A 24,464-nucleotide genomic window follows, 5' to 3' on the forward strand; every position below is an offset into this window, starting at 1 on the left:
GCCTGCGCGTCGCCATCCGCGAAGGCGGCCGCACCGTCGGCGCCGGCGTTGTTTCGAAAATTGTAGAGTAGTGAGGAGCGCCGGTTTGCGCGCAAGCGCAAACCGGATGCAAATCGAGACTAAATGTCTCGATTTCCGCGACGAACGCCCGGAGCCATGCGAAAGGCGGACATTGTCCCTGCACCCGTAAGTTTTCTTATGGGTTGCACGACTAACTCAGCAAAACCCCTGCCGGGACACCGGCAGGGGTTTTGTGTGTCAGTCCTCGTCGCCGTTGGTCATATCGGCTTCGTCGCGCTCATAGCTCAAAAGGTCGGCAGGCTCGCATTTCAGGACGAAACATATCCGAGCCAGAGTCGAGAAGCGTAGGCCGCGCACCTTGCCGGAGCGGAACATGGACATCTGGGTTTCCGACAGACCGACCTGTTCGGCCAGTCGTCGGGCGGTCATGCGACGCTTTTGCAGCACGGCGTCGAGCTTCACACGCACCGGCATCAGATAAAGCTCTCCAGCTCATCCTGCATGGCTATGGCGCGCGTCAGCATGCGCGCCAGCAGGACCAGCGTCACCCCGACCATGACCAGGGCCAGCGCAGGCAGATCGAAGATCATCAGCCCGCCGATCCGGTGCGGCGGCAAGAGCAGGTTGAGAAGCGGATTGACCAGAAGGCTCATCACAGCGCCCGCCGCCAGCAGCCATCCGACGCTGGCCAGCGCGTCGATAAGTCTGCGACTGAACTGTGCGCCGCCCGCGGCAAGGTCCGCGAACAGTCCGCGCAGTCGCCACAGTATGGCGACATAGAACAGGCCAGGCAACCAGGGCACGGACAGACGAATCGCCAGGGCCGTCGTCATGTGCGGGCTGAGCAGGATGGAGAGCGGAAACATCATCATAATCAGGACCAGCGCCATAAAGATGAGGCTGGCCGTCCCTTTCAGGATGAGATTGTTGCGGCGAAACGCATCGGCGTTCATATCAGGCCTCCTTATGGCTGAGGTGCAGGATCATCAGCAGCCAGGTCACAAGTCCGCCCCACAGGCCGAGCTGGACCGCCAGCATCGCGTGCGCGCCGTGATCGAGCAACACCTTGATCGGCATGACCCAGGGAATGAAGATGGCTTCCTTGGCGCTCATGGCGCCAATGGCGAAAAAGGCGCCGGCGATCCCCACCGTCAGCGGCGCCACAAAGCTGCGCGCCGCCAGGGCGACCCAAAGCTGGATCATCGCCGTGAACAGACCCGCCGCCGCGATCTCGACCAAAACGGTGACGAACACGCGTCCCGGAAAGACGCCCGCAGGTGCGTGCTGAGGGGCGAATATGCGCAACATAGCGCCGCTTGCGACGACCTCGATCAGCAAGAGGGCGGACATGAGCGCGATAAGACCGATCATCACCATGCCCTTGGCGGTGAACAAGCGCCAGCGCGGGACGGGGAGGGACAGAATATGGTCTCACATCTGCGGCCCGTGTTCGATCTGACCCAGCAGCGCGCTCAGGGCGGCCAGCGTCATGGGCAGGACAAAAAAGGCCCAGATGGCGGTGACATTCATGATCACCCCGATCCAGGGCGTCCCGGCGCTTCTGAGGCAGATCAGCACAAGAAGCGCCGAGGCAAGGCTTGGCGCGACAAGACAGAGCGCCACAGCCAGGGTGCGTTTGAGTTTGGCGTATTCGATAATGAGGTCGCGCAGCATCAGTGGACCTTTCCCTGATTGCGAAGATAGAAGGATTCCAGAGTCGCGCGGCGGATGGATATTTCGGAAATATCGCACCCCGCTTCGACGAGGCGGCGATTGATCGAGGCCGCCTGCTCAGGACCGCCCGTCAACGCAATCCGCCAGCTTGCGTCTTCGTCCTGCGGGGCATAGCCCGCCTGTCGCAGTACGGAGTCCACGGGCCCTTTCCCCCGAATGATCAAATCGCTGGGCAGGCGTTCCAGAAGGTCCGTAACGGCGCCCTGCGCAACCAGGCGGCCATCCTGCATCAAGCCGATATGGGTCGCCGTCTGCTGGACCTCGGACAGCAGGTGACTGGACATGAACAGGGTGACGCCCGCGTCGCAAAGACGGCGCAGGATGGCGCGCATCTCATGTATCCCGTCCGGATCCAGCCCGTTCAGCGGCTCGTCCAGAACCAGAAGTCGGGGATTGCCGAGCAGAGCCCTGGCCAGACCCAGACGCTGGCGCATGCCCAGTGAATAGTTGCGCACATAACGCTGCGCGGACGCTGTCAGATCGACGATCTCAAGGACCCGGTCGATCTCGGCCGGACGCAGATCGAGCAGGCGGCGCGTCAGGTCGAGATTCTCATATCCAGTCAGATGATGATAGGCGGCGCTGGCGTCGAGCAGAGATCCGGTCAGGCGCGCGGCGGCGCGGCGTTCACGCGCCAGGTCGTGGCCAAAGATCAGCACCTTGCCTCCGCTTGGGCGCAACAGCCCCAGCAACAGGCGAATGGTTGTCGTCTTGCCGGCGCCATTATGGCCCAGAAAGCCATATATCTGTCCGGCCTCCACCGTCAGATCGACGTCGGTCACGGCGCTCCAGGCGCCGAAACGGCGGTTCAGGCCATGGGTTATAATCGCGGGGCAGGGGGGCATGTGTCGTCTCCTGCCGCTAAAATATTTAAGTCTGAATTAAAGTCCATATTTAAAGTCTTAATTAAAATTTATATTGCGATTGGATGGGCGGCGGACAGAAAAATACGGCTTCCCCGCCTTCACGCATCGGGTTAGGCTTCGCCTATGAAAGACCTGATCCGCACCAATAATCCCGCCCTGATCTCCTTCGTGGAATCGCTGCTCAAGGAGGCCGACATCCCCTATTTCGTCGCCGATCAGGCAATCAGCTCCGCCGAAGGCTCTATCGGCATGTTTCCCAAACGTGTGCTTGTGCCCGATGACCATCACGACAAGGCGCGCCGCTGGCTGACCGATGCGGGTCTTGAAGCGGAACTCAGGCCGTTGAAATCCAACGGTTGGGATTGAGCCTGGTTGCGCCTGCAACCGCCTTGACGGCTCCGCCTGTGCGTTCTAGCGTCGCGCGTCTTAATCGGGAGCTGTTCATGTCCATCAGGCGCGCCTCCGCCGTCGTTTTCGGCGCTTTTCTTCTTTCCACCACCATGATGACCGGAGTCGCAATGGCCCAAGCGCCCGCCGCCGCAAACGCGCCCGCCGAGGCCACGCCCCTGACCCCGCAGCGCGTCTTCGCCGATCCTGACCTGAGCGGCCCGCGCGCGGTCGGCGTCAAACTGTCGCCGGACGGCGAGCTTCTGACCTTCCTCAAGCCCAAGGAAGACAATGCCCATATCCAGGATCTGTGGGCCGTGCCGGTCAAGGGCGGAGAGCCCTATCGCCTGATCGACGCCGACAGCCTGTCTTCCCCCGACAAGGCTCTGTCCGAGGCCGAAAAGGCGCGTCGCGAACGCATGCGCGTCTCGGCGCGCGGCGTGGTGGCCTATGACTGGTCGGACGATTCCAAATCCATTCTTGTGCCGCTGGACGGCGACATCTATATGGTCGATCGCGCCACCAAGGCCGTCAAACGTCTGACCGACACGCCGGGCGACGAGGTGGACGCCAAGCTGTCCCCCGATGGCAAATCGGCCTCCTATGTGCGCGATCAGACCCTCTATGTCCGCGACCTGGCCAGCGGAGCCGAAACGCAGGTGACGCCGAAGGGCGAGGGCGCCGTCTCCTATGCCACGGCGGAATTCATCGCTCAGGAAGAGTTGAGCCGCTACACGGGTTACTGGTGGAGCCCGACCGCCAGGCAGATCGCCTATGAAAAATCCGACGAAAGCGGCGTCAAAGTCGCCGAGCGCGTCGAGATCGGCGGCGACGGCGTGACCACGGCCGATCAGCGCTATCCGTTCGCCGGCACGCCCAATGCGGTCGTGGAACTCTACATCAAGACGCTGGGGCAGGATCAACCGGTCAAGGTCGATCTGGGCAACAATCCCGACATCTATCTGGCCCGCGTCAACTGGTCGAAGGATGGCAAGGCGCTCTATGTGCAGCGCCTGAGCCGTGATCAGAAGACCATGGACCTGCTGCGCGTCGACCCGGCGACCGGCAAGTCGAACGTCGTCCTCAGCGAAACCTCGCCGACCTGGGTTGAGGTCTATGACGATTTCCGCCTGCTGTCCGACGGCAGCTTTATCTGGCCGTCCGAACGCGACGGCGAGAAGCACTTCTACCTCTACGGCGCTGACGGCAAGCTGATCCGTCAGATCACGCACGGCGACTGGCCGGTGGATGCGCTGGAGGATGTCAACGAAAAGACCGGCGACATCTGGTTCACCGCCTGCAAGGACACGCCGACCGAACACCGTCTCTACAAGGTCAATTACAAGCATCCGGGCGAGCCGGTGGCCCTGACCCCGGCGGGTGGCTGGTGGAACGCCTCGGTGTCCGGCGGCGGCAAGGCGTTTATCGGTTCCTATTCCGATCCGCAGACCCCGCCGCAGACCGCGCTCTATGACGGTAACGGCAAGCGTCTGCGCTGGATCGAGGAAAACAAACTCGACGCCTCGCACCCGTATTACCCTTACAAGGACGAATACAGCGCGCCGCAATTTGGCGAACTGACGGCGGCGGATGGCGAAAAGCTTGAGTATTATATGCTCAAGCCCAAGGGCTTCGATCCGGCTAAGAAATATCCGGTCATCGTCTCCATCTATGGCGGACCAGCCGCCAAGACCGTCACCAAGACCTGGGTGTCGCCGCAACTGCGTCTGTTGCAGGAGGCGGGCTATATCGTCTTCTCACTCGATAATCGCGGCACGCCGGGGCGCAGCGTCAAGTTCACGCGCAGCATCTACAAGCAGTTCGGCGGCCCGGACATCGACGATCAGATCATGGGCGCCAAGTGGCTGCAAACCCTGCCTTACGTCGATGCCGCGCATATCGGCATCGAGGGCTGGTCGCAGGGCGGTTTTGTGACTCTGATGGCGCTGACGGCCAAGGATACGCCGTTCGCTGCGGGACGTGCGGGCGCGCCGCCGACCCAATGGGCGCTTTACGACACCGCCTATACCGAGCGCTATATGTCCACGCCGCAGGACAATCCGACCGGCTACGCCAAGTCGGACGTGCTGAACCGTATCGACAATCTGAAACCGGACTCTTTGCTGTTGATGCAGGGCATGGCCGACGACAATGTGCAGTTCGCCAATTCGACCCGCGTCATGCTGGCCCTGCAAAAGAAGGGCGTGCCGTTCGAGCTGATGCTCTATCCGGGCGAGCGCCACGGTCTGAAGGGCAATGAGCGTAATCTGCAACGCTTCCTGCTTGATCTCGACTTCTTCAACCGCAAGCTCAAGCCGCAAGATTGATTTTTCGGCCTCGGCGTTTCTATCTCCGGCGCAATCCGTTAGGTTGCGCCGGATTTTTGTTTTCCGGGTGCGCCTTTCGTGTCTGACTCCCTGCCTGCCAAAGAGGACATGATCCTCGCCTGCGCCTTTATTCCCGATGAGAAGGCGCGCGCGGACGTCCTTGATCTGTTTGCCTTTCTGGAAACCCTGCGCGCCATTCCGGCGCGGGTCACCGAGCCGCTTATGGGCGAAATCCGGCTGCGCTGGTGGTGGGAGGCGATTGAGGAGATCGATCAGGGGCGGCCTGTGCGCTATCACCCGCTCACCGAGTCGATCAAGGCGCTGATCCTTGAGTGGGGCCTTGCGCCGCGCGCCTTTTACGACCTGATCGAAGGCCAGACGCCGCTGCTCGACAAGGGCGCTCTGACGACCGGGACGGCGCTTGAGATTGTGGATCGCGGCGAGGTCATCGTGGCCCGGCTGGCGGCGCAACGGATGGATGCGGACGCTGAGGCGTCGTCCTTGCTTCACGTCGCGCGGCTTTACGGCATGGCGGAGTTGAAGGCGCGGCGCGGTTTAAGCGATGGCGGCGAGGCCGAACTGGCGCACCTGCGCCGCGAGGCCGCATCCGTCGCACGTAAATTGCCCGCCTCGCTGATGCCGCTGGCCCTTCCGGCCGTCACCGCGACGGCCTTGTGGCGGGGTCAAACGTCCGGTCCTTTGATTAAGCGTATCAAAATGTTGACGGCGTTTCTTACCGGAAGGATTTAATTCTTCTTCTTTTCCCACGGCAGGCTCTGGGTCAGCTTGTCGAGCGGCGTTTCGGTCACCACAGTGGGCTGCGGCACGGCGATTTGCACGGGCTTGTCGGGATAGGCGCGCCAGCCGCTGGCAATCAACTGATCGAAGCCCTTACATCCGGGCATGATTCGCACCGCGCCGGTTCTCGGCTTGGCGAAGGGCGGCGGTTGGCGCACATCCTGCCGCGTCGGGTCGATGAACACCCAATCCGAGGCCAGACCGTATCCGGCGTCGCCGCCAGTGCGCACGGCGTTATAAGCGATACGCGCCTGTAAGTCGGAGACGCCGTATTTGAGCATGGCGCGGTAGAAGATGGCGTCCGCAACCTCGCGCTTGCCCGGCTCGCCGATGGTGTAAAGCCAGTCGTGCACGATGGCGGCGCGCGCCGTCGGGCCTTGAGGGTCGATCAGGCTCTGGCCGTACCACGGCACCGAGGCGAAGTCGGTGACATACCATTTCGGCACCACGATCACCCAGCCGGTCACCGGGTCGCAATAGGGGAACTCCGCATCGAGTGTGAACAGCTTGCGGCCCTGCTTGGTCTGGTTGAACAGCATGATCGGCTGCGGCGTCAGCGAGGACGGCGTCACCGGCGCTTCGACCGGCACATAGACGGTCTTGATCGTGGTTTCGCTGGCGCAGGCGCTAAGCATGAGCAGGGCGGCGAGGGCGAGAGGCAGGATGCGGCGCATGACGGGGCGTTTATCGTGACATTCAGGCGATATTGAGCCAGGCGTCAAAGTCGTGCAAGGCGCGCAAGGACATCAGGCGCTTCTTGGCGCGGCCGCGATCCTTGACGGGAATTTTCTTGCCGTCCTGATCGTGCTTCGGCGCTTCAAGCGGAGGCAGCAGACCGTAATTGATATTCATAGGTTGGAAGTTTTGGGGCTGGAAGGCGCCGCCCTCCAGATGGCCGATGGTGATATGGTTCAGCAAGGCGCCCAGCGCCGTCGTCTCCGGTGGTTCCGGCAAGACCCGCCCCAGGGCCTGCGCGGCGGCGAAACGCCCGGCTAGCAGGCCGATGGCCGCGCTTTCGACATAGCCTTCAACGCCTGTGATTTGTCCGGCGAAACGCACGGATTTTTCAGGATAAAGCGCCTTCAGTCTCAGATTCCGGTCGAGGATTTTTGGTGACTGGATGAAGGTGTTGCGGTGCAGACCGCCCAGACGCGCGAACTGGGCGTTTTCCAGCCCCGGAATCATACGGAAGATATCCGCCTGCGCGCCGTGCTTCAGCTTGGTCTGAAAGCCGACCATATTGTAGAGGGTGCCCAGCGCATTGTCCTGACGCAACTGAATGATGGCATGAGGTTTAACTGTCGGATTGTGCGGATTGGTCAGGCCGACCGGCTTCATCGGGCCATAGCGCAGGGTCTCGCGCCCACGTTCGGCCATGACCTCGATCGGCAGGCAACCGTCGAAATAGGGCACGTGCTCCCAGTCCTTGAACTCGGCCTTCGGGCCGTTCAGCAGGGCGTCGATAAAGGCCTCGTACTGGTCCTTGTCCATCGGGCAGTTGATATAGGCCGCCGCGTCGCCGCCGGGGCCTTCCTTGTCGTAGCGCGACTGTTTCCACGCCTTCGACATGTCGATGGAGTCGTAGTGGATGATCGGCGCGATGGCGTCGAAAAAGCTCAACTGGCCTTCGCCGCTGACATCCAGCACGAAGCGCGACAGGCTTTCCGACGTCAAAGGCCCGGTGGCGCAGACGACGTTTTCCCACGGCTTGTCGTCGAGGCGCGTGACCTCCTCGCGCACCACGGTAATCAGCGGGTGTTGCGACAGCGCCTCCGTCACGGCCTGCGCAAAGCCGTCGCGGTCCACGGCCAGGGCGCCGCCCGCCGGCACCTGATGCGCATCGCCGCAGGACAGGATCAGCGACCCGGCGCGCCGCATCTCGGCGTGCAGCAGGCCGACGGCGTTATATTCCCAATCGTCCGAACGGAACGAGTTGGAGCAGACCAGTTCGGCGAAGTCCTCGGTCTGGTGGGCGTCGGTTTTGATAGGCGCGCCATCGCGGATCGCGCCGCGCATTTCGTGCAGGACGACGGGAACGCCTGCGGAAGCGATTTGCCAGCAGGCTTCGGAACCGGCCAGACCGCCGCCGATAACGTGTACGGGAGAAAGGGTATTTGACATGCGGCGGCTGTACATCATGCGTGCGCCGCTGTGAAGATGTGGCCTGGGTAAGATGTGGTCTTGGTAAGATGTGGCGCGTTTGCCGTGCCTTGCTGTAAAACGCCGCGCGTTAACGAAATAAGCTTCTCAGGCGAAGGGATTTGTCTCAAATAGAGGTTAAGGGTGTTATAGGCCCGCCAATCGGGCGCGCGGGGAGACAGATGGGGCACAAGGCGGCATTTTCGCTCAAAAAGGCGCTGATCGAGTCGGTCGGATTCTTGCCGACGGCGTGGTCTGGCGCATGGCTGGTCCTGCTGGCCATGTTGGCGGCGATGATTTCGGCGCCGTTTGCGCTGGACTATGCGCCGACGGCTGTTGCGGCGACGGGGCTGCTGGCTCTGCTCTGGCTATTGAAACTGATGGCGTTGGGCGCGCTCTACCGAGTGGCCGCTTTCGCTCAGGCGGCGCGTATTGAGGGGCTGGGACTGGGCGGCGTACAGCTTGGCAGGCCGGAATTGCGGCTGCTGATCGCGCAGATCGTCATGATGCTGTTTCTCCTGTTGATCGCCGCGACCCTGGTCATGGTCTTCATGCTGGCCTTCAGCCTTTCCGGGCTTGGGAATGGCTATGTCGATACGATGAGCGCTGTTTCGGCGGTGTTTGAGCGCGCGCAGGGGCTGGACTGGGCCTTCATCGTCTATGCGGGTTTAGCGGTTCTGCTGCTGTTCGTACTCAGCGTGCGCCTGTCGCTGATGTACGTGGCCAGCGTCGCGGAGCGTCGGATTGTGACGCTTAATGCGCTTGGTCTGAGCGAAGGCGCAGGATTTAAACTGCTGTTCGGCGTCTTGCTGGTCGTAGCGCCAGCGCCAGCGGCGGCCCTGATGCTGCATTACTTTGCGACCTCCGACGCCGCCATGGTCGCGCATATCACGCTGAGCCTGATAGCGGTCGCCGTGATTTTACCTTTGAGCGCCGGATTTTTCGCTTCCGCCTATAGGCAGATGCGGCAGGGACAGGCTAAATAGTCGAATCCGCAACAAGACGGCGCTTAGGCCGTGGATTCGGGGCCGGGATTTGACCACACGCATGAACCTGTCGCTGGACTTCGCGTTTGAGGGGTTTCGCCTGATCCGGCAGAGACCTAAGCTGATCCTGTTCTGGGGCCTGCTCACCCTGATCGGCAACAGTCTGATCGCCGTCATAACGACCGTGATGGCGGGGCCCGCGCTGGCGGAATTGTCGCATGTCGCCGTTCAGTCGCCGGACCCGCAGACCACAATCGCCTTGATGACGCAAATCGCGCCTGCGCTTGCAGCAGGCATGCCCGTCTACATTCTAACCTCCGCCGTCATGACGGCGGCGATCTGCCGCGCCGTAGAGGGCGAGTCTGACGAGCGCTTTGGCTTTCTGCGCTTCGGCAAGCATGAAGTCCTTCTGATCGCTGTTGAAATCGTCATGCTGTTCGTGCGCGTCCTTGCCATGGTCGGCTTTGTCGTTCTGGGCGAGGCCAGCGTTCAGGCCCTGCCGGGCGCGGCGGGCGAAGGGCTGTCGGCGCTGGCTTCGCTGGCGGGACTTGGCTTTGCGGGCTGGCTAAGCTTGCGCCTGTCGCTCAACGCCGCCCAGACCTTTGATGAGGCGCGCCTGAACATCTGGGGCAGTTTCGAGCTGACCCGCGACCGCTTCTGGTCGTTGTTCGTTGGCTACGCGACTGCCTTTGGTCTGGCGCTGGTGGTGATGTTCCTGTGCATGCAGGTTGTCGATGGCGCCTTGGTGCTGGCCAGCGGCATGACTTCGGCAAAGGGCGCTGATGGCCTCGATATGAGCAGTCTCGCGGCGCTCGGCCAGCCATCCGTAATTCTCTATCTCTTTCTGACCGGCGGCGTCATGTCGCCGCTGACCGCCAGCATTCTGATGGCCGCGCCGATCGCGGCGTACCGGCAGATACGCGCTCTGGGCAAACCGGCGACAGCCGCTTAATAGCCCGTCAGGTGGAAATAGCTGCGGTCGTGCTGCGGCTGGATGGGGCGGGCATTGGGGCCGATCAGCCGTGAGAAGGCGTCGGCCTGCTCCGCCGAAATGCTGAGCGGCGACGAATAGATCATCCAGGTCACGCCCTCGGTGCAGGGCGGGGTGGTCAGCGAACCGGCATAGACATAGAAATCCTCTGTGCCGGGCAACAAGTCCTGCGCGTTGATCAGCAGATCGGACATCGGCACGGGCTGGCCCGGATCGCTGGGCAGATAGGTCCACAGCGAGGCCAGCATCGGATCTGCGACGCCAATATCGTACAGCACCGCCACAATCACCTTGTGGCCCTGCTTGTCCTCGTGGATGAACTGGCTTTCCAGCGTCGAATGATGGCCATTGATCGCATGTTCGCTTGGCGAATGGAATTCTATGGCCTTGAGATCGTACTGATCGCCGTCCAGCACCAGACCGCCGCCGTTCTGCGGGACGATGCGGACCGTCTTGCCGGTGTTCTGGATGGTGGCGGACGCGGAGTTGTAGTTGAGCCTTACCTTGCCGGTCTGGCTCTTGACCTGGCCGGAAATATCGACCGGCGACTGGCGCTGGCCTGTGCCGCAGACGCTGGAGCCCCCGCCTAACGACGCCCAGTGATCGGGTCCGGTGTCGCCGTCATAGGTCCATTTCGCCACCGGACCGGAATCGGCATGCCCGCCCGCCGCATCATGCGCGTCATGCTTTTTCGCGCAGGCGTTCAGACTCAAGGCGAAGACCAGAGCGCAACTCAGATTCAGACTTATGGACAGGGGGCGACTCATCTTGTGCATGGCGAAACCTTGCCGCAAAATGGTTAATGGAGGTTAAGGTCATCCCTCAGATTAAAGCGCTGAGATTACAAACGCTTCATGACACGCAATTAAGTTGCCCGATGGGGCCGAGGTAGCCACAATCCGGCCATAACTTCTGCGGGGATTATCTCATGTCCAAGACTCTCTTCATCGCCGCCGCCGCCATCACCGCCGTCACCGGCGCAGGCGCGGCGCAGGCTCATACCGAGGTCAGCCTCAAAAACATCGCCGCGCGCGTCGTGGTGATTCCAGAAAACCGGTCCGACGTCGATCTGCGCGTCGTCTATGGCAAGGCCAAGGTTCCGGTCATCATGGTGCATAGCGAAGGCTCGCGACTGGTGGCCGATGGCAAGCTCGGCAATCACGGCGTCAACTGCAAGGTTGACGGCGCCAATGTGCCGGGGCTCGGCTTCGTAGCGATGGCCGATCTGCCGACAGTTTATATCCGCACGCCCATGGACGCCAAGGTGTCGGCGGGCGGCGCGACCTGGGGCGAGGTGCGCGCCAGTCAGTCGCTCGACCTCGGCGAAGGCGGTTGCGGCAAATGGACCGTCGGCGACGTCTCTGGCAAGGCCGAGATCAGCATTGGCGGTTCGGGCGACGTCACGGCGGGGAAGATGGGCGACGCCGAGGTCAATATCGGCGGCTCCGGTAATTTTTACGGCGGCGCGGCGCAGGCGCTGGAAGCCAATATCGGCGGCAATGGCGATATTTCCCTCAACAGCGTTGACGGGCCGGTCGAGGTCAATATCGGCGGTTCGGGCAATGTGAAGATCGATTCCGGCCAGTCGCCGAAACTGGAGGTCAATATCGCGGGATCTGGCGATGTGCGCCACGGCGGTACGGTGCGCGATCTTGAGGTCAATATCGTCGGCTCCGGCGATGTGCGCGTCCATGCGGTCACCGGCAATGTGTCGCGCTCGATCATGGGGTCCGGCAAGGTGATTATCGGCCAGTAGGCGGCGTCAGTTCGCCTGATGCGGAATCGTTCTTTTACGCAGAAAGCGCCTGTGTTAACCATGATCTCCGGCAGGTCCGCCTGCCGGAGATTTTGGCGAGGGGGGCTGGGGTGTTCGAGGAAGAGGTCAGGCGACGTATCCGCTTTGCGCCCGCGCCCGACTGGGTGCGGACGCAGGCCTTCGTCAGACCGGAAAAGCTCGACGCGTCGCTCGCCCCATGGGGCTTCTATACCTGGCTAATGGATGATCAGGCGCGGCTGGATGTCCGGCCGCAGCGCTATAACCGAACGATCGAAGAAGTCGTCAACCTGTCGGCCCTGCAGGAACTGGCCAATGTCAGCGTGCCGTTCAATCCGTATCATGACGAGCTGAGCATCCATCATGTCCGCGTCCTGCGCGGCGATCAGATCATTGAGGTCGATGTCGAAAGCCGCTTTCTGGTGCTGCGCCGCGAGCGCGAATTCGAGCGGCTGGTGCTGGACGGGCGCTGGACCCTGACCGTCGCCCTGCCGGACGTGCGCGTGGGCGACATCATCGACATGGCGATGACGCTGAGCGGCGACCCCGCGTGCTTTCAGGGCGAGTTCACCATCCCCGTCCCTTTGCAGAACGTGGTCCACTGGCATCGCCGCCATGCGCGCCTGTTGCTGCCGCCCGACCGCAAAATCTATGTGCAGCCATTTCCGGCGGGTGGCGCGCAGCCGCAGGTCAGCGCGCTGGCGGATGGCTACAGCGAAATCCGCTTCGATGAATCGCCGGTTCCGGCCTGCGCTTATGAAACCGATATGCCGGGCTGGGTCATGCCGGCGCGCGGCGTCTTCGCATCGTCATTGAATAGCTGGGAGCGCGTCAATGATGTGATGCGCGCGGGGTTTGAGGGCGACGAGGATTATCCCGATGGCCTTTTGCAAGTTATCTCGGAACTGGAGAGTGACCATGCGCATCCCAAGGATCGTATCGTCGCCGTCGTCCGCTGGGTCCAGGAGAATATCCGCTATTTCGCCTTCTCGTTTGGCGAGGGCGGCTTCGTGCCGCGATCTTTACGCGACATCTTCGCCGACCGCATCGGCGACTGCAAGGATGTCTCCAAGCTGATCTGCGCCATGCTGACAAAGATGGGCGTCGAAGCCTGGCCAGCCCTGGTCGATACACGGCGCGGCTTCGATCTGGCCAATACCCAGCCGCGGCTCGGCGCCTTCAATCACTGCATCGCCATGTGCTATCACGAAGGCCGCGCCTACTGGTTCGAGGGTACGATCAACGTCGCGCAGGGCGGCGATCTGGCGCATCTGGCTCAGACCGATCTGGGCTACGCTCTGGTCCTGAAACCTGGCGGCGGGCTTGAGCGGATGATGGAGAAGACGCCGCAGCTTGACTATGAGGTGCGCGAAGTCATCCACCTGCCGGAAAAGGCCGGTGAGGAAACGCTGATCGAGATCGACTATGTCTATCGCGGCGCGCGCGCCGACGCGGTGCGCAGCGATCTGCGTCATCAGAGCCTGACCTCATATGTCGAGGACCGCTGCGCTTTGTTCAGTTATATTTACGGCATGAATATGTGCGCCATCCCGCAGATGACGGACGACCGAAGGCTGAACGAAATCATCATCACCACCCATGTGACGACGGACAATCCGTGGCATATCACCGACGCGGGCGGGGGACGGGTCATTTTCAGCCCGGAATCGGCGTTCGGCTATGTCGTGGGCGAACCGGAGGGCGCGCGCCGCTTCCCTTACGATATGGGCGATGTCCGGCAGGGGCGGGTGACCACGGTGGTGGAGACGAAGCGCAATCTGGCCTGGCCGCTTGCAAAGCGCAACTGGGATTTTGGCGGCGTGCGCCTGGAGGTGGCGACCCGGAGACGCGCAGGCGTTTACGAAGCGGTCCGCACCTATATGGTCACGCGCCCGTGGCTGTGGGCGCAGGAAAAGCGCGCGCTCGACGACGCCCATGGCGAGCTGATGCTGTGGGACCGTCTGAGCCTGCACATGCCAGGCCGCGCCGCCGCCCTGTGGCTGCCGGGATTTCTGTTGCGGCTGTCGGTCTGGGGCGGAATACCGACTCTGGGTGTGATTATATGGCTGGTCTGGCGATTGACAGTTAAGTGAAATTCCCGCCATTCTCAGAAAAACTAATAATCATAACGGGTTGGGAATATGGATATGCAATCGAAAGTCACGCGCCGCGCGCTGTTTATGACGGCGGCGGCCTCCACGCTGCTCGCCGCCTGCGGCGGCGGTAGCGGGGGAGGCGGATATGGCGGCGGGTCGTCATCCAGCCAATCCTCCTCATCGTCTTCATCGTCCGTTCCTCCGCCCGCTCTGCCCGATCCGTCAACGGCGTCGGCGCTCAAGACCGTTTTTGCTGGCAAGTTCAAGGTAGGCATGGCGGTGAATCCCGGCCTGACGTCCCAGACGATCACGCACGACCTTCTGCTCAAACACGCCAGTTCGATCACCGCTGAAAGCGTTATGAAGGCCGATCCGATCGGCGTCTCCGAAGGCGTGTATGATTTCACGCAGGCCGACGCCCTGATCGCCTTTGCGCAGGCGAATGGCATTGCGGTGCGCGGTCATTGCCTGGTCTGGCATAAGACGGCGCCAGACTGGTTTTTTGCGGGCGACCAGAGCGATATGACGGCTTACAAGGCTCTGGTCCGGCAAAGACTGGAAACCTATGTAACGGACGTGGTGACGCATTTTAAAGGTCAGGTCTATTGCTGGGACGTCGTCAATGAGGTCGCCAGCGACGACTCATCCGGCGATTATCGTAATTCCAAATGGTATCAGACGCTTGGGCCCGACTATATCGAATACGCCTTCCGCGCCGCCCGCGCCGCCGATCCGTCCGTCAAGCTGTTCATCAATGAGTATTCCACGGAATACGCCGATAAGCGCGCGCGCCTGCTGAACATTGTGCAAACTCTACTGACCAAGGGCGTTCCGATTGATGGGGTTGGGCATCAGTTGCACATTTCCACCACATCGACGACCGCCGCCGCTGTCGAGGCGGCGCTGAACGATGTCGAGGCGAAGGGGCTTATCAATCATATTACCGAGCTTGATGTCTCATTTTACAATGATCCCGGCAGTTGCTTAGCCTCCCAAACCGGGTGCGCCGCGCAGATCAATCCCGGTACGCAAGCCTATAATAACGCGCTGCAAGCGCAGGCCCTCCTGTACCGCAGCCTGTATAACCTGTTCCTTGCCCATCCCAGCGTCGAATCGGTGACCACCTGGGGCGTGGCGGATAATCATACCTGGCTCGATACCTGGCCGGTGACGCGCGCCAATTACCCTTTGTTGTTCGATACGAACGGCGATCCGAAATCGGCATATTGGGCCGTGGTCGATCCGACCTTTACACCATGAGGAAGCGCGGGCCTGTTTCGTACACCAAAAAATTCCGTTGCCCTGTTGCCCTTTGCGCAAACCGCTGATACAGGCATCGGCTCACAGCGCGTCAGGGTAAAACCAGACGCCCTTCAGGGGTATAGCTCAGCTGGTAGAGCGCCGGTCTCCAAAACCGGAAGTCGTGGGTTCGAGTCCCTCTGCCCCTGCCATCTTTTCTTTGAGGCTTGAAAACCCGTTTTCGAGCCTCATTTCTGTTGTTCGGGAGTCGCGATCTTTCGGCGCGACGCAATTGAATAGGCCTTGATCCGGTGAAGAAACCTGACGTGAAGACAAAGACCGTACAGCCTGCGCGCGGAACCGCCGTCGGCAAGATCGAGCCTGTCAAGGTCGCCGCTGGCGCCGTCGAAGCGAAAGAGCCGAAAAAGCCGTTCAACCCCGCCAAATTCTTCACCGAGGTCCGTCAGGAAGGCCGCAAGATCACCTGGCCGAGCCGCAAGGAGACCTGGATTACGACCGTCATGGTGCTGATCATGGTCATTCTGGCTGGCGTTTTCTTCTATGTGGTCGATGGCGCGCTGGGCTATCTGACCAGCTTCCTGACCAAGCTCGGACAATAAGACCGGATAAGGACAAATATCTATGTCAAACGCTGCTCCCAACGCTGCTTCGACCGACGCGGTTGTCTCTAATCCGAACCACAAGTGGTACATCGTCCACGCCTATTCCAATTTCGAGAAGAAGGTGGCCGAATCCTTGCGCGAACAGGCCAAATCGCGCGGGCTTGAAGACAGGTTCTCTGAAATCCTGGTGCCGACCGAAGAGGTGGTCGAGGTGCGCCGCGGGCGCAAATTCAATTCGGAGCGCAAATTCTTCCCCGGCTATGTGCTGGTGAAGATGGAAATGACCGACGAAGCCTATCACCTGGTCAAGGACACGCCCAAGGTCACCGGCTTCCTCGGTTCGGGCCTGAAGCCCATGCCGGTGTCGCAGCGCGAGGTCGATCGCATCCTCGGCAATTCGGCGGCCTCGGTCGAGCGTCCGACCCCGGTTCTGTCCTTCGACATCGGCGAAAAGGTCAAGATCACCTCCGGCCACTTCGCCTCGTTCGACGGCGTTGTCGAAAGCGTCGATCAGGAACACGCCCGTCTGCGCGTCTCGGTGTCGATCTTCGGTCGCGCCACCCCGGTCGATCTGGAATATGCGCAAGTGGAAAAGACGGCCTGACTGTAAGACTTGCCTGTAGCGGCCAAACCCGCTATAGCGCCCGATCTTCGTCGAGAGACGAAGTTAAATCCGTGGGAGCAGAGATGCGCACCACGGCTCACAATACGCTCCCCGGAGCGTTATATGGAGATATCCAATGGCTAAGAAAATCCTGGGCTATATCAAGCTCCAGGTGAAGGCCGGCAGCGCCACGCCTTCGCCCCCCATCGGCCCGGCCCTGGGTCAACGCGGCGTCAACATCATGGGTTTCTGTAAGGAATTCAACGCCCGCACTGAAAACGTCGAAAAGGGCACGCCGCTTCCGACGATCATCACCGTCTATCAGGACAAGTCGTTCACCTTCGTGACGAAGACGCCGCCGGCGACCTTCTTCATCAAGCAGGCCCTGGGCCTGAAGTCCGGCTCCTCGAAGCCGGGTCGCGATTCCGCTGGCCAGATCACGCGCCAGCAACTCAAGGATATCGCTGAGAAGAAGATGAAGGATCTGTCGGCGCACGACGTCGATTCCGCCGCCAAGATCATCGAGGGCTCCGCGCGCTCGATGGGTCTGAAGATCGTCGATTAAGGGGATTGATATGACCAAGATCGCCAAGCGCATCAAGGCGTGGAACGCCGACACCGTCAAGCTGCACAGCCTGACCGAAGCTCTCAACGTCGTTAAGGCCAACGCCAAGGCCAAGTTCGACGAATCCATCGAAATCGCCGTGAATCTCGGCGTCGATCCGCGTCACGCCGACCAACAGGTCCGCGGCGTGGTCAGCCTGCCGTCGGGCACCGGCAAGGACGTTCGCGTCGCCGTGTTCGCCAAGGACAAGAAGGCCGAGGAAGCTCTGGCCGCGGGCGCCGAAGTCGTCGGCGCCGAAGACCTGGTCGAAAAGATCCAGGGCGGATTCATGGACTTCGACCGCGTTATCGCGTCGCCGGACATGATGGCCCTGGTCGGCCGTCTGGGTAAGGTGCTGGGCCCGCGCGGCCTGATGCCGAACCCGAAGGTCGGCACCGTGACCCCGAACGTCGCTCAGGCCGTCAAGGACGCCAAGGGCGGCGCGGTCGAGTTCCGCGTCGAAAAGGCCGGTATCGTCCATGTCGGCATCGGCAAGGCCTCCTTCACCGTCGAACAGCTCGAAGCCAACGCCCGCGCGCTGGTTGACGCGCTGGTCAAGGCGCGTCCGTCGGGCGCCAAGGGCCTCTACGTCAAGAAGATCGCCCTCTCGTCCACGATGGGACCGGGCGTGAAGGTCGACACTTCGACCGCGGCCTAAGCGGTCCGCTACGCCACATCGGTTACAAAAAGCCGCTTCGGTTCGCCGGAGCGGCTTTTTTAGGTCCGAAAGGCTGAGAAGATCAGGTTGCGCAGCCACCTATGTCCGGCATCCGCATCCATGCGTGGATGCCAGATCTGCGAAATGGTCAGGCCCGGCGCATCAAAGGGCAGGTCGAAGGCGCGCACCCCGGTTCCCTGCATCGCCTCGATAAAGCTGCGCGGCGCGACACCGATCAGATCAGAAGCGGCGACAAGCGCCAGAGCCGCGGGAAAGCTGGGCACGGTGACGCGAATATCGCGGCTCAGACCACGCTCGGCCAGGGCGGCGTCAATCGGTCCGTGCTGACTGTGACGATGGCGTCGCGCCGCCATGACATGGCCGCAGGCAATGAAGGCCGCCGGCGTCACAGGGGTGTCCAGAAGCGGGTGACCAATACGGGCCATACCGGCAAAGCTGTCGCGGTAAAGGGTCTGAGCGCGCAGCTCGCCAGCCTCGCCGGAAATGACTCCGATGTCCAGATCAATGCCGCCATCGCGCAAGGCGCGTATGTCCTTGTCGGGCTTGGGCGTGAAATTCAATCGCACGCCGGGCGCCGTCCTGGCGACCGCCATGCTCAGGCGCGCGGCGTGGATCATGACAAAGGCTTCGTTAGCGCGGATGGTGAAGCTTTGCTGCAAGCTGGCGATGTCTACAGAGGGTGAAGGACGCAGCAGGGCGCGGGCGCGGGCGTTCAGCTCATTCGCTTCCTGCGCGATGCTTTCGGCATAGGGCGTCAGGACCATGCCGCGACCGGCCGGGGCCAGGATCGGGTCGCTCATCAGCTCGCGCAGGCGCGCCAGGGTGCGGCTCATTGCGGAGACGCTCAAGCCCAGACGTCTGGCGGCGCCCGTGACGCTGCGCTCGGTCAGCAGGACGTCCAGAGCGGATAGCAGATTCAGATCGGCGTCATTCATAGCCCTGTTTGTGAACACGTAGGGCGTTTGACGCAAGAGAGGTTTGCATGGGTTGCGTATGGCGCAAAACGTCGGCCGCGCTATATGAAGACCCTGAAGCGAAAGATAAAAGGTGCGCACAATGCAAGACGCCAAACAGGATGGCTTGACGGGAACCCGACGCGTCATGGCCATCGCCGTCCTCCTGACGGCTCTGGTGCTGGTCGTGCTCGACAGCGTGATCGCCAATGTCGCCCTGCCAAGCATCGCCGCAGCGTTTCACGCGCCTGAAGCGGATGCGGTATGGGTCGTCTCGGCCTACCAACTGGCCGTGCTGATTGCCTTATTGCCTTGCGGCGCCCTGGGTGAAAAATTCGGGCCGCGCCGCGTTTATCTGAGCGGAGTCGCATTATTCATAACCGCCTCGGCCGCGTGCGCCTTTGCGGTCAGTCTGCCCATGCTGGTGGCGGCGCGCTTCGTTCAGGGCCTGGGCGGCGGCGCAATCATGGCCCTGGCCATGATGAACCTGCGCTTCGCCGCGCCACAAAGGATGCTGGGTGTGATCATCGGTCTGAACGCGATGACGGTGGCGGTATCCTCGGCGGCGGGGCCGGGGGTGGCTGGCGCGATCCTGGCGGTAGCGTCATGGCGGTGGCTGTTCGCCGTCAATCTTCCGATCGGGGCGCTGGTGCTGTTGTGCGGCGGCGCGCTGGCGCATACGCAAGGCACGCACAGGCGTCTGAATCTGCTGGCCATTGCGCTGAATGCCTTGATGTTCATCCTGTTTTTCAACGGCGCGGATCAGATTTCGCGCGCGCCTGTGCGCGGCGCTGCGTTCATCGCAGGCGCACTTGTCTGTCTTGTTGTGACCTTGCGGATCGAACGCGGCAAGACCGCGCCTTTGATCCCTGTCGATCTGTTCGCCGCGCCGGCGTTCCGCATCGCCGTGGTCGCTTCGGTGTGCGCCTTTACCGGCCAGATGCTGAGCTTTGTCGCCATGCCCTTCTATTTGCAGCACGACCTGCATATGAGTCCGGCGCAGACCGGACTTTACATGATGCCCTGGCCGATCGCGGTCGCCATACTGGCGCCAATTTCGGGCCGTCTGGCGAGCCGGGTGCGCACGGCGTGGCTGTGCGGCGCCGGCGGCGGATTGCTGGCTCTGGGACTGCTTGTCATTGTCGCATTTCCACAGGCGCGCCTTGCCAGCTTCATCATTGGCGGCGTGATAGCCGGCGTCGGCTTCGGCCTGTTCCAGACGCCCAATAACCGCGTCCTGCTGCTCTCCGCGCCAAAGCTCCGCAGCGGCGCGGCGGGAGCGATGCAGGGCACGGCGCGCCTGAGCGGTCAGACCTTCGGCTCGATCCTGATGGCGGTGATGTTCAGCCTTGTGCCGGTGCAGACCGCGCCGCGCATCGCGATCTTTGCCGCCGCCGCTTTCACCGCATTGGCGGCGCTGATCAGTCTCACGCGGGCGCGCTACGAAACAGGGGCCGGAGCGGGCGGGCCGGAGTGAAAACGGAAATCGGTGTCGGATTCGCTGATCAGGGCCTGCTCCACCGGGCGGATGGCCTCGATACGACGGGCGATGTCGTCCTTATCCCCATACAGCTCCGCCAGTTTGAGATAGTTCTGGAAGTGCCGCGCTTCAGATCGCAGCAGGCCGGAATAGAACTTGCCAAGTTCATCATCGAGATGCGGCGCGAGGACGGCGAAACGTTCGCAGGACCGTGCCTCGATAAAGGCGCTGATAACCAGAATATCGGTCATCATGCCGGGTTCTGAGCGCCGCACCAGTTTGCGTAAGTCCGCCGCATAGCGCGACGCCGAGATCGGCCGCAAGACTATGCCGCGCCTGGCGATGATCTTCAGCACCTGCTCGTAGTGGACAAGCTCCTCGCGCGCCAGCCGCGACATGGCGTTGATGAGTTCGACGCGCTCCTGGTACTTGGCCATCAGATTGATGGCGTTGGAGGCGGCCTTGTATTCGCAATTCTTGTGGTCGATCAGCAGAAGATCGAGATTGTCCAGCGCCGCATTAGTCCATGCGCGCGGGGTTTCGCTGCCGAGGAAGTTGTAGATGGGGGCCAGCACGTCGCTCTCCTGAACAGGCAGGGTCCGTGCCAAAACCCGCGCGCAAAATCAAGTCCCATAAAGATTACCGCGAATTCACTCGACTTAACGACGGGGCAGCGGCATTTTGAGAGGGCAGAATTTCATAACAGGTTTATCTGAGTGAACTTCCTCTCCGGGTTGCCGCAGCTCAGGTAATAAGGGGAGGGGATGTTGGCGCGTCCCCTCCCGCTCTCCCTGAGATATTTCTGCCGCGCTCTTGCCTTTTCCCATCAAAGTCTGTAAGAGGCGCGCTCCGGCGTGGAGGCCACAGGTCTTCGCACCGTTCTGTCAGAGACCTTCGGGGATCAGGGGCCGCCTGATCCATAATCTGCGGGAGCCCCCGCCAGGCCGAATTGAGACGGGACGCAACGCCAAAGGATTTAACGCGTTTCCTTAATTGAAGCGCAATGTCCTTATCGGTGGCAAGCTCTCCCTCAATCGACAGAAACCCCGCCGGGTCCGGTTCGCCGGACCCTTCGGGTTTTGTTCGTCCTGAAAGATCATCTTTCAGGGTAAATCCCATGGAGGCCACTTATGGACCGCGCACATAAAGCCGAGTCGATCGAAGAACTGAAAAGCGTCTTCGCCAGCTCCGGCGCCGTGGTTGTTACCCAATATAAGGGTATGACCTTTGTGGAAATGTCTGAACTTCGCACCCGTCTCCGCAAGGAAGGCGCCGTGCTGAAGGTGTTTAAGAACCGTCTGGCCATCAAGGCTCTGGACGGCTCGGTCGGCGAACAGGGCGAAGCCATGTTCAAGGGCCCGGTCGCCCTGGTCTATTCGGCCGATCCGGTGACCGCTGCGAAAATCTCCGCCCAGTACGCCAAAGAGAATGACAAGCTCAAGATCGTTGGCGGCATCATGGGTACGGACGTGCTCAACGAGAACGGCGTAAAGGCTCTGGCCACCCTGCCGTCGCTCGACGAGCTTCGCGGCAAGCTCATCGGCCTCATCCAGGCGCCTGCGACCAAGATCGCCGGCGTCCTGCAAGCGCCTGCCGGCGCCGTGGCTCGCGTCATCGCGGCCCACGCCGACAAGAACGCTGCGGCCTAAAACACCATCATTCATTCTCCCATCAACACATCTATCGTTTAAGGAAATCTCATGTCCAAACTGGAAAAGCTGGTCGAAGACCTGTCCGCCCTGTCGGTTCTCGAAGCCGCCGAACTGTCCAAGCTGCTGGAAGACAAGTGGGGCGTTTCCGCCGCCGCGCCTGTCGCCATGGCTGCCGCTCCCGCCGCCGGTGGCGCTGCTCCGGCTGAAGCCGCTGAAGAGCAAACCGAATTCACCGTTGTCCTGACCGACGGCGGCGACAAGAAGATCAACGTGATCAAGGAAATCCGCGGCATCCGTTCGGAACTCGGTCTGAAGGAAGCCAAGGACCTGGTCGAAGGCGCTCCGCAAACCGTCAAGGAAAATGTGTCGAAGCAAGAAGCCGCCGACATCAAGAAGAAGCTGGAAGACGCCGGCGCCAAGGTCGAAATCAAGTAATTTCGGCTTTCGCCATTATCTTCAGACGGGCCGGAACCTCATGGGGTTCCGGCCCGTTTCTTTTTTCCATGTGAGTTTCCACATGTGGAATTGTTGTTTTCGCCACAATCTCGTCCCATTTGGCCGTTTGATGCGTGGCGTCACATATGAAGGGGGCTTAGCGCTTTGGATCCGATCACTTCTGTCGTTGTCGCAATCTTCGCCACGCCGGGCGCGGCGCTTATTCTGGCGGGCCTTATCCTGGTCGCGGGCGTTGGCCTGATCGTCTATTCCGGGCTCACCGAGTACAAGTCCCTGCGCGAGGAACTAACCGAGCGCTGGAACCTGTTGTCGTCCTTGCGCGGCGCCGATGGCCGCAAGCAGTTTCACGATCAGTTCGCCAAGATCGACGTACGGTTCTCCGGCGTCATGTCGAACGCGGCCAGCTCGGCGGCTTTGGTGTTGGGCTGGTCGAATTTCCGCAGCCTGCTGGCCGATACGGGCGAGGGGACCTATGCGACGTCGGCGCGGGCGGCGGAGACATTCGACCGTCTCGACGAGCCGGCGCGGGCGCTGGAATGGTGGGCCAATATTCTCGTCGCCATTGGTCTGGCCATTACCTTTATGGGTATTGTCGCAGCCCTGAGCGAAGCCACGGCGGGCATGGGCAAGGGCGATTCCAACGCCATGCAGACGGCGATTATCGGCCTTCTGGCCATCGCTTCCACCAAGTTCTGGACCTCGATCGCGGGCGTCGTAGCCTCGATTATCCTTCGGCTTGTCGCACGTCAGCGTCGTAAACGCATCGCCTCGCTGGAAGCGATGATGTTCGAAGCGCTGGACGCCTGCGTGCTGTTCCTGCCGCCGGAAAAGGTGATGGTCGAGCAGTTGCGCACGCTGAACCGCATCGAGCAGGCGCTCGCCAAGCCTGCGGCCTAAGGGGAAGCTCCATGCAGTTCCGGCACCGTCGCCACGAAGAGGTGGAAGAGGGCGAAAGCTTTTACGTCTCGATGACCGATCTGATGGTCGGGGTGGTGTTTATCTTCATCATCATGCTGGCCTATCTGGCGCTCAACTTCCATAAGACGACTGAGAATCTGACCAGCGCCAAGGACGCGCAGACCACGGCGCTGTTGCAGGTCGCAGACCAGCTTCAGCCCGTACAGGCGGGCATTCAGGTTGACCATAAAAACCATGTCGTCTGCGTGCCAGGGCAGGTTCTGGTCGATCAGGGCGCTACGGACACGGCGCAGCATTGCTTCGCCTATACAGCGCAGACCGCGAAAGAATCGTCGCAAAATCGTTCGCAACTCGAAGCCGCCGCCGATAACGCCGCCTTCATGACCTCGGTCGGGCATGATCTCGATCAAGACAAGATCGTCAGCAACGCCAATATCGACAATGGCACACTGACCTTCAACGCCGCTGACCTGTTCGACGCCGACACCGCCAATTTATCGGCCAACGGGCGCAATATCGCAGCCAAGGTCGCGCAGACCCTGTCCGCCAAGCTGCCGTGCTACGCCGACGGCGCGCCGCGCAACGCCTGCGAAGCCACAGGGAAAATGAGCGTGGTCAATGTTGTGGCCTCGGCCAGCTTCAACGCTTTCACGCCGGAAGGCCGCGCCCGTCAGGCCCTGGCTCTGGAACGCTCCGTCACTTTTCATGACGCGCTGATCCAGGCCCAACCCGTACTGGGACGCCTTAAAAACGGCCCGAACGGCCCGGCCCTGTTGCAGGTCGTGTCGGTCGGACAATCGGTTGAGAACGGCGACAACAGCCAGACGCTCAGCATTCAGTTCCATATGGACCAGTAGGACCGCCAGAGGGGAATTTCCGTCAAAACAGGCGTAGAAATTCCCCTCTTGACTTTTTTGAGAAAACTTGTGCGCGCCCTGTTTACATGCGGGGATAAGTGCGCTAATGAGCGCTCCCCGCTGGGCGTATTGCGTCCTGAAAACGGGGCCCGCAGGCCGATCTTATGCTCTTTCCATCGGCGAAGGGCGAGCCGAACAGATGGCTCCAGACATCAGCGTCTTTGGTCTTTGCGGACCAAAAAAGAGCAGGCGCAAGGCTGATTTCCTGTTGGAAATCCGA

28 protein-coding genes and 1 tRNA gene are annotated in these 24,464 nt (G+C 61.5%); 19 read left to right on the top strand and 10 right to left on the bottom strand.

Annotation, left to right across the window (positions count from 1 at the left end):
• On the top strand, nucleotides 1-71 hold a 71-nt coding region (locus ACTHLA_RS07270; RefSeq protein WP_440186845.1), incomplete at its 5' end, for a hypothetical protein.
• Between the two features lie 187 nt (nucleotides 72-258).
• Here ACTHLA_RS07270 and ACTHLA_RS07275 read toward each other — a convergent pair.
• Genes ACTHLA_RS07275 through ACTHLA_RS07295 form a run of 5 tightly spaced genes read right to left on the bottom strand, consistent with a single transcriptional unit; the run spans nucleotide 259 to nucleotide 2,600 of the window.
• Entirely contained in the window at nucleotides 259-495 is a 237-nt protein-coding gene (locus ACTHLA_RS07275) for a helix-turn-helix domain-containing protein (RefSeq protein ID WP_440186706.1), read from the bottom strand.
• Entirely contained in the window at nucleotides 495-974 is a 480-nt protein-coding gene (locus ACTHLA_RS07280) for a DUF2975 domain-containing protein (RefSeq protein ID WP_440186708.1), read from the bottom strand. The genes ACTHLA_RS07275 and ACTHLA_RS07280 overlap by 1 nt, the downstream gene beginning before the upstream one ends.
• A 1-nt stretch (nucleotide 975) precedes the next feature.
• The gene (locus ACTHLA_RS07285; RefSeq protein ID WP_440186710.1) at nucleotides 976-1,392 is read right to left on the bottom strand and encodes a hypothetical protein; all 417 of its coding nucleotides are present in this window, start codon (nucleotides 1,390-1,392) and stop codon (nucleotides 976-978) included.
• Nucleotides 1,393-1,452: 60 nt separating this feature from the next.
• A complete protein-coding gene (locus tag ACTHLA_RS07290) occupies nucleotides 1,453-1,695 on the bottom strand; it encodes a hypothetical protein (protein WP_440186712.1) in 243 nt (80 codons plus the stop codon).
• Nucleotides 1,695-2,600, bottom strand: coding sequence for an ABC transporter ATP-binding protein (locus ACTHLA_RS07295; protein ID WP_440186714.1), 906 nt, complete (start codon nucleotides 2,598-2,600; stop codon nucleotides 1,695-1,697). Before ACTHLA_RS07295 ends, ACTHLA_RS07290 begins: the two co-directional genes overlap by 1 nt.
• A 144-nt stretch (nucleotides 2,601-2,744) precedes the next feature.
• Between ACTHLA_RS07295 and ACTHLA_RS07300 the strand changes: the two genes are divergently transcribed.
• The 3 genes from ACTHLA_RS07300 to ACTHLA_RS07310 all read left to right on the top strand — a co-directional run bounded on the left by ACTHLA_RS07300 (nucleotide 2,745) and on the right by ACTHLA_RS07310 (nucleotide 6,085).
• Nucleotides 2,745-2,987 (top strand): putative signal transducing protein, encoded by a 243-nt coding sequence (locus tag ACTHLA_RS07300; protein ID WP_440186716.1) that lies wholly within the window; start codon nucleotides 2,745-2,747, stop codon nucleotides 2,985-2,987.
• 134 nt (nucleotides 2,988-3,121) lie between these two features.
• Nucleotides 3,122-5,335: a S9 family peptidase gene (locus tag ACTHLA_RS07305; protein WP_440186847.1), complete on the top strand. Its 2,214-nt coding sequence runs from the start codon at nucleotides 3,122-3,124 to the stop codon at nucleotides 5,333-5,335.
• A 78-nt stretch (nucleotides 5,336-5,413) separates the two neighbouring features.
• Nucleotides 5,414-6,085, top strand: coding sequence for a squalene/phytoene synthase family protein (locus ACTHLA_RS07310; protein WP_440186718.1), 672 nt, complete (start codon nucleotides 5,414-5,416; stop codon nucleotides 6,083-6,085).
• Here ACTHLA_RS07310 and ACTHLA_RS07315 read toward each other — a convergent pair.
• The gene (locus ACTHLA_RS07315) at nucleotides 6,082-6,807 is read right to left on the bottom strand and encodes a DUF1353 domain-containing protein (protein WP_440186720.1); all 726 of its coding nucleotides are present in this window, start codon (nucleotides 6,805-6,807) and stop codon (nucleotides 6,082-6,084) included. The two genes, ACTHLA_RS07310 and ACTHLA_RS07315, sit on opposite strands and share 4 nt — an antisense overlap.
• Before the next feature lie 22 nt (nucleotides 6,808-6,829).
• Nucleotides 6,830-8,254 (bottom strand): methylenetetrahydrofolate--tRNA-(uracil(54)-C(5))-methyltransferase (FADH(2)-oxidizing) TrmFO, encoded by a 1,425-nt coding sequence (gene trmFO / locus ACTHLA_RS07320; RefSeq protein ID WP_440186722.1) that lies wholly within the window; start codon nucleotides 8,252-8,254, stop codon nucleotides 6,830-6,832.
• A 200-nt stretch (nucleotides 8,255-8,454) separates the two neighbouring features.
• Between trmFO and ACTHLA_RS07325 the strand changes: the two genes are divergently transcribed.
• Together ACTHLA_RS07325 and ACTHLA_RS07330 are read left to right on the top strand one after the other, a co-directional pair.
• Nucleotides 8,455-9,258, top strand: coding sequence for a hypothetical protein (locus ACTHLA_RS07325; protein ID WP_440186724.1), 804 nt, complete (start codon nucleotides 8,455-8,457; stop codon nucleotides 9,256-9,258).
• A gap of 61 nt (nucleotides 9,259-9,319) precedes the next feature.
• Nucleotides 9,320-10,210 (top strand): hypothetical protein, encoded by an 891-nt coding sequence (locus ACTHLA_RS07330; protein WP_440186725.1) that lies wholly within the window; start codon nucleotides 9,320-9,322, stop codon nucleotides 10,208-10,210.
• Here the strand turns inward: ACTHLA_RS07330 and ACTHLA_RS07335 are convergent.
• Complete coding sequence (locus tag ACTHLA_RS07335; RefSeq protein ID WP_440186727.1) at nucleotides 10,207-11,025, bottom strand: carbonic anhydrase; 819 nt, start codon at nucleotides 11,023-11,025, stop codon at nucleotides 10,207-10,209. The two genes, ACTHLA_RS07330 and ACTHLA_RS07335, sit on opposite strands and share 4 nt — an antisense overlap.
• A gap of 152 nt (nucleotides 11,026-11,177) precedes the next feature.
• On the opposite strand from ACTHLA_RS07335, the gene ACTHLA_RS07340 reads away from it, so the two are divergent.
• The 8 genes from ACTHLA_RS07340 (at nucleotide 11,178) to rplA (ending at nucleotide 17,847) form a co-directional block, all read left to right on the top strand.
• Complete coding sequence (locus ACTHLA_RS07340) at nucleotides 11,178-12,005, top strand: GIN domain-containing protein (protein WP_440186729.1); 828 nt, start codon at nucleotides 11,178-11,180, stop codon at nucleotides 12,003-12,005.
• A 110-nt stretch (nucleotides 12,006-12,115) separates the two neighbouring features.
• A complete protein-coding gene (locus ACTHLA_RS07345; protein WP_440186731.1) occupies nucleotides 12,116-14,116 on the top strand; it encodes a DUF3857 domain-containing protein in 2,001 nt (666 codons plus the stop codon).
• A 54-nt stretch (nucleotides 14,117-14,170) separates the two neighbouring features.
• Nucleotides 14,171-15,379 (top strand): endo-1,4-beta-xylanase, encoded by a 1,209-nt coding sequence (locus ACTHLA_RS07350; RefSeq protein WP_440186733.1) that lies wholly within the window; start codon nucleotides 14,171-14,173, stop codon nucleotides 15,377-15,379.
• Nucleotides 15,380-15,494: 115 nt separating this feature from the next.
• A tRNA-Trp gene (locus ACTHLA_RS07355) sits at nucleotides 15,495-15,570 on the top strand.
• A 114-nt stretch (nucleotides 15,571-15,684) separates the two neighbouring features.
• Nucleotides 15,685-15,978, top strand: a complete 294-nt coding sequence (secE, locus tag ACTHLA_RS07360) for a preprotein translocase subunit SecE (protein ID WP_440186735.1) — start codon at nucleotides 15,685-15,687, stop codon at nucleotides 15,976-15,978.
• A 22-nt stretch (nucleotides 15,979-16,000) separates the two neighbouring features.
• Entirely contained in the window at nucleotides 16,001-16,585 is a 585-nt protein-coding gene (nusG, locus tag ACTHLA_RS07365) for a transcription termination/antitermination protein NusG (RefSeq protein ID WP_440186737.1), read from the top strand.
• 136 nt (nucleotides 16,586-16,721) lie between these two features.
• The gene (gene rplK, locus ACTHLA_RS07370; RefSeq protein WP_440186739.1) at nucleotides 16,722-17,150 is read left to right on the top strand and encodes a 50S ribosomal protein L11; all 429 of its coding nucleotides are present in this window, start codon (nucleotides 16,722-16,724) and stop codon (nucleotides 17,148-17,150) included.
• A 10-nt stretch (nucleotides 17,151-17,160) separates the two neighbouring features.
• Nucleotides 17,161-17,847, top strand: coding sequence for a 50S ribosomal protein L1 (rplA, locus tag ACTHLA_RS07375; RefSeq protein ID WP_440186741.1), 687 nt, complete (start codon nucleotides 17,161-17,163; stop codon nucleotides 17,845-17,847).
• Between the two features lie 59 nt (nucleotides 17,848-17,906).
• Here rplA and ACTHLA_RS07380 read toward each other — a convergent pair whose 3' ends face one another.
• Complete coding sequence (locus ACTHLA_RS07380; RefSeq protein WP_440186743.1) at nucleotides 17,907-18,803, bottom strand: LysR family transcriptional regulator; 897 nt, start codon at nucleotides 18,801-18,803, stop codon at nucleotides 17,907-17,909.
• Nucleotides 18,804-18,924: 121 nt separating this feature from the next.
• On the opposite strand from ACTHLA_RS07380, the gene ACTHLA_RS07385 reads away from it, so the two are divergent.
• Complete coding sequence (locus ACTHLA_RS07385) at nucleotides 18,925-20,298, top strand: MFS transporter (RefSeq protein WP_440186745.1); 1,374 nt, start codon at nucleotides 18,925-18,927, stop codon at nucleotides 20,296-20,298.
• On the opposite strand, the gene ACTHLA_RS07390 is transcribed toward ACTHLA_RS07385, so the two are convergent.
• A complete protein-coding gene (locus ACTHLA_RS07390; RefSeq protein WP_440186747.1) occupies nucleotides 20,262-20,876 on the bottom strand; it encodes a tRNA-(ms[2]io[6]A)-hydroxylase in 615 nt (204 codons plus the stop codon). The genes ACTHLA_RS07385 and ACTHLA_RS07390 overlap by 37 nt on opposite strands.
• A gap of 555 nt (nucleotides 20,877-21,431) precedes the next feature.
• On the opposite strand from ACTHLA_RS07390, the gene rplJ reads away from it, so the two are divergent.
• From rplJ to ACTHLA_RS07410, 4 genes are all read left to right on the top strand, one after another.
• A complete protein-coding gene (gene rplJ / locus ACTHLA_RS07395) occupies nucleotides 21,432-21,950 on the top strand; it encodes a 50S ribosomal protein L10 (RefSeq protein WP_440186749.1) in 519 nt (172 codons plus the stop codon).
• A 51-nt stretch (nucleotides 21,951-22,001) separates the two neighbouring features.
• Nucleotides 22,002-22,388 (top strand): 50S ribosomal protein L7/L12, encoded by a 387-nt coding sequence (rplL, locus tag ACTHLA_RS07400; protein ID WP_440186751.1) that lies wholly within the window; start codon nucleotides 22,002-22,004, stop codon nucleotides 22,386-22,388.
• Between the two features lie 165 nt (nucleotides 22,389-22,553).
• Nucleotides 22,554-23,306: a hypothetical protein gene (locus ACTHLA_RS07405; protein WP_440186753.1), complete on the top strand. Its 753-nt coding sequence runs from the start codon at nucleotides 22,554-22,556 to the stop codon at nucleotides 23,304-23,306.
• A gap of 11 nt (nucleotides 23,307-23,317) precedes the next feature.
• Nucleotides 23,318-24,184 carry a hypothetical protein gene (locus tag ACTHLA_RS07410; protein WP_440186755.1) on the top strand — a complete coding sequence of 289 codons (867 nt, stop codon included), beginning with the start codon at nucleotides 23,318-23,320 and terminating at the stop codon, nucleotides 24,182-24,184.
• Nucleotides 24,185-24,464 lie beyond the last annotated feature (280 nt).

This window comes from Asticcacaulis sp., from assembly GCF_051956075.1.
Taxonomy (GTDB): Bacteria; Pseudomonadota; Alphaproteobacteria; order Caulobacterales; family Caulobacteraceae; genus Asticcacaulis.

Excerpts from the sequence above, each read along its gene's own strand:
- ACTHLA_RS07275 (WP_440186706.1), bottom strand. The coding sequence starts at position 495 with ATGCCGGTGCGTGTGAAGCTCGACGCCGTGCTGCAAAAGCGTCGCATG.
- ACTHLA_RS07280 (WP_440186708.1), bottom strand. The coding sequence starts at position 974 with ATGAACGCCGATGCGTTTCGCCGCAACAATCTCATCCTGAAAGGGACG.
- ACTHLA_RS07285 (WP_440186710.1), bottom strand. The coding sequence starts at position 1,392 with ATGATCGGTCTTATCGCGCTCATGTCCGCCCTCTTGCTGATCGAGGTC.
- ACTHLA_RS07290 (WP_440186712.1), bottom strand. The coding sequence starts at position 1,695 with ATGCTGCGCGACCTCATTATCGAATACGCCAAACTCAAACGCACCCTG.
- ACTHLA_RS07295 (WP_440186714.1), bottom strand. The coding sequence starts at position 2,600 with ATGCCCCCCTGCCCCGCGATTATAACCCATGGCCTGAACCGCCGTTTC.
- ACTHLA_RS07300 (WP_440186716.1), top strand. The coding sequence starts at position 2,745 with ATGAAAGACCTGATCCGCACCAATAATCCCGCCCTGATCTCCTTCGTG.
- ACTHLA_RS07305 (WP_440186847.1), top strand. The coding sequence starts at position 3,122 with ATGATGACCGGAGTCGCAATGGCCCAAGCGCCCGCCGCCGCAAACGCG.
- ACTHLA_RS07315 (WP_440186720.1), bottom strand. The coding sequence starts at position 6,807 with ATGCGCCGCATCCTGCCTCTCGCCCTCGCCGCCCTGCTCATGCTTAGC.
- trmFO (WP_440186722.1), bottom strand. The coding sequence starts at position 8,254 with ATGTCAAATACCCTTTCTCCCGTACACGTTATCGGCGGCGGTCTGGCC.
- ACTHLA_RS07325 (WP_440186724.1), top strand. The coding sequence starts at position 8,455 with ATGGGGCACAAGGCGGCATTTTCGCTCAAAAAGGCGCTGATCGAGTCG.
- ACTHLA_RS07330 (WP_440186725.1), top strand. The coding sequence starts at position 9,320 with ATGAACCTGTCGCTGGACTTCGCGTTTGAGGGGTTTCGCCTGATCCGG.
- ACTHLA_RS07335 (WP_440186727.1), bottom strand. The coding sequence starts at position 11,025 with ATGCACAAGATGAGTCGCCCCCTGTCCATAAGTCTGAATCTGAGTTGC.
- ACTHLA_RS07340 (WP_440186729.1), top strand. The coding sequence starts at position 11,178 with ATGTCCAAGACTCTCTTCATCGCCGCCGCCGCCATCACCGCCGTCACC.
- ACTHLA_RS07350 (WP_440186733.1), top strand. The coding sequence starts at position 14,171 with ATGCAATCGAAAGTCACGCGCCGCGCGCTGTTTATGACGGCGGCGGCC.
- nusG (WP_440186737.1), top strand. The coding sequence starts at position 16,001 with ATGTCAAACGCTGCTCCCAACGCTGCTTCGACCGACGCGGTTGTCTCT.
- rplK (WP_440186739.1), top strand. The coding sequence starts at position 16,722 with ATGGCTAAGAAAATCCTGGGCTATATCAAGCTCCAGGTGAAGGCCGGC.
- rplA (WP_440186741.1), top strand. The coding sequence starts at position 17,161 with ATGACCAAGATCGCCAAGCGCATCAAGGCGTGGAACGCCGACACCGTC.
- ACTHLA_RS07380 (WP_440186743.1), bottom strand. The coding sequence starts at position 18,803 with ATGAATGACGCCGATCTGAATCTGCTATCCGCTCTGGACGTCCTGCTG.
- ACTHLA_RS07385 (WP_440186745.1), top strand. The coding sequence starts at position 18,925 with ATGCAAGACGCCAAACAGGATGGCTTGACGGGAACCCGACGCGTCATG.
- rplJ (WP_440186749.1), top strand. The coding sequence starts at position 21,432 with ATGGACCGCGCACATAAAGCCGAGTCGATCGAAGAACTGAAAAGCGTC.
- rplL (WP_440186751.1), top strand. The coding sequence starts at position 22,002 with ATGTCCAAACTGGAAAAGCTGGTCGAAGACCTGTCCGCCCTGTCGGTT.
- ACTHLA_RS07410 (WP_440186755.1), top strand. The coding sequence starts at position 23,318 with ATGCAGTTCCGGCACCGTCGCCACGAAGAGGTGGAAGAGGGCGAAAGC.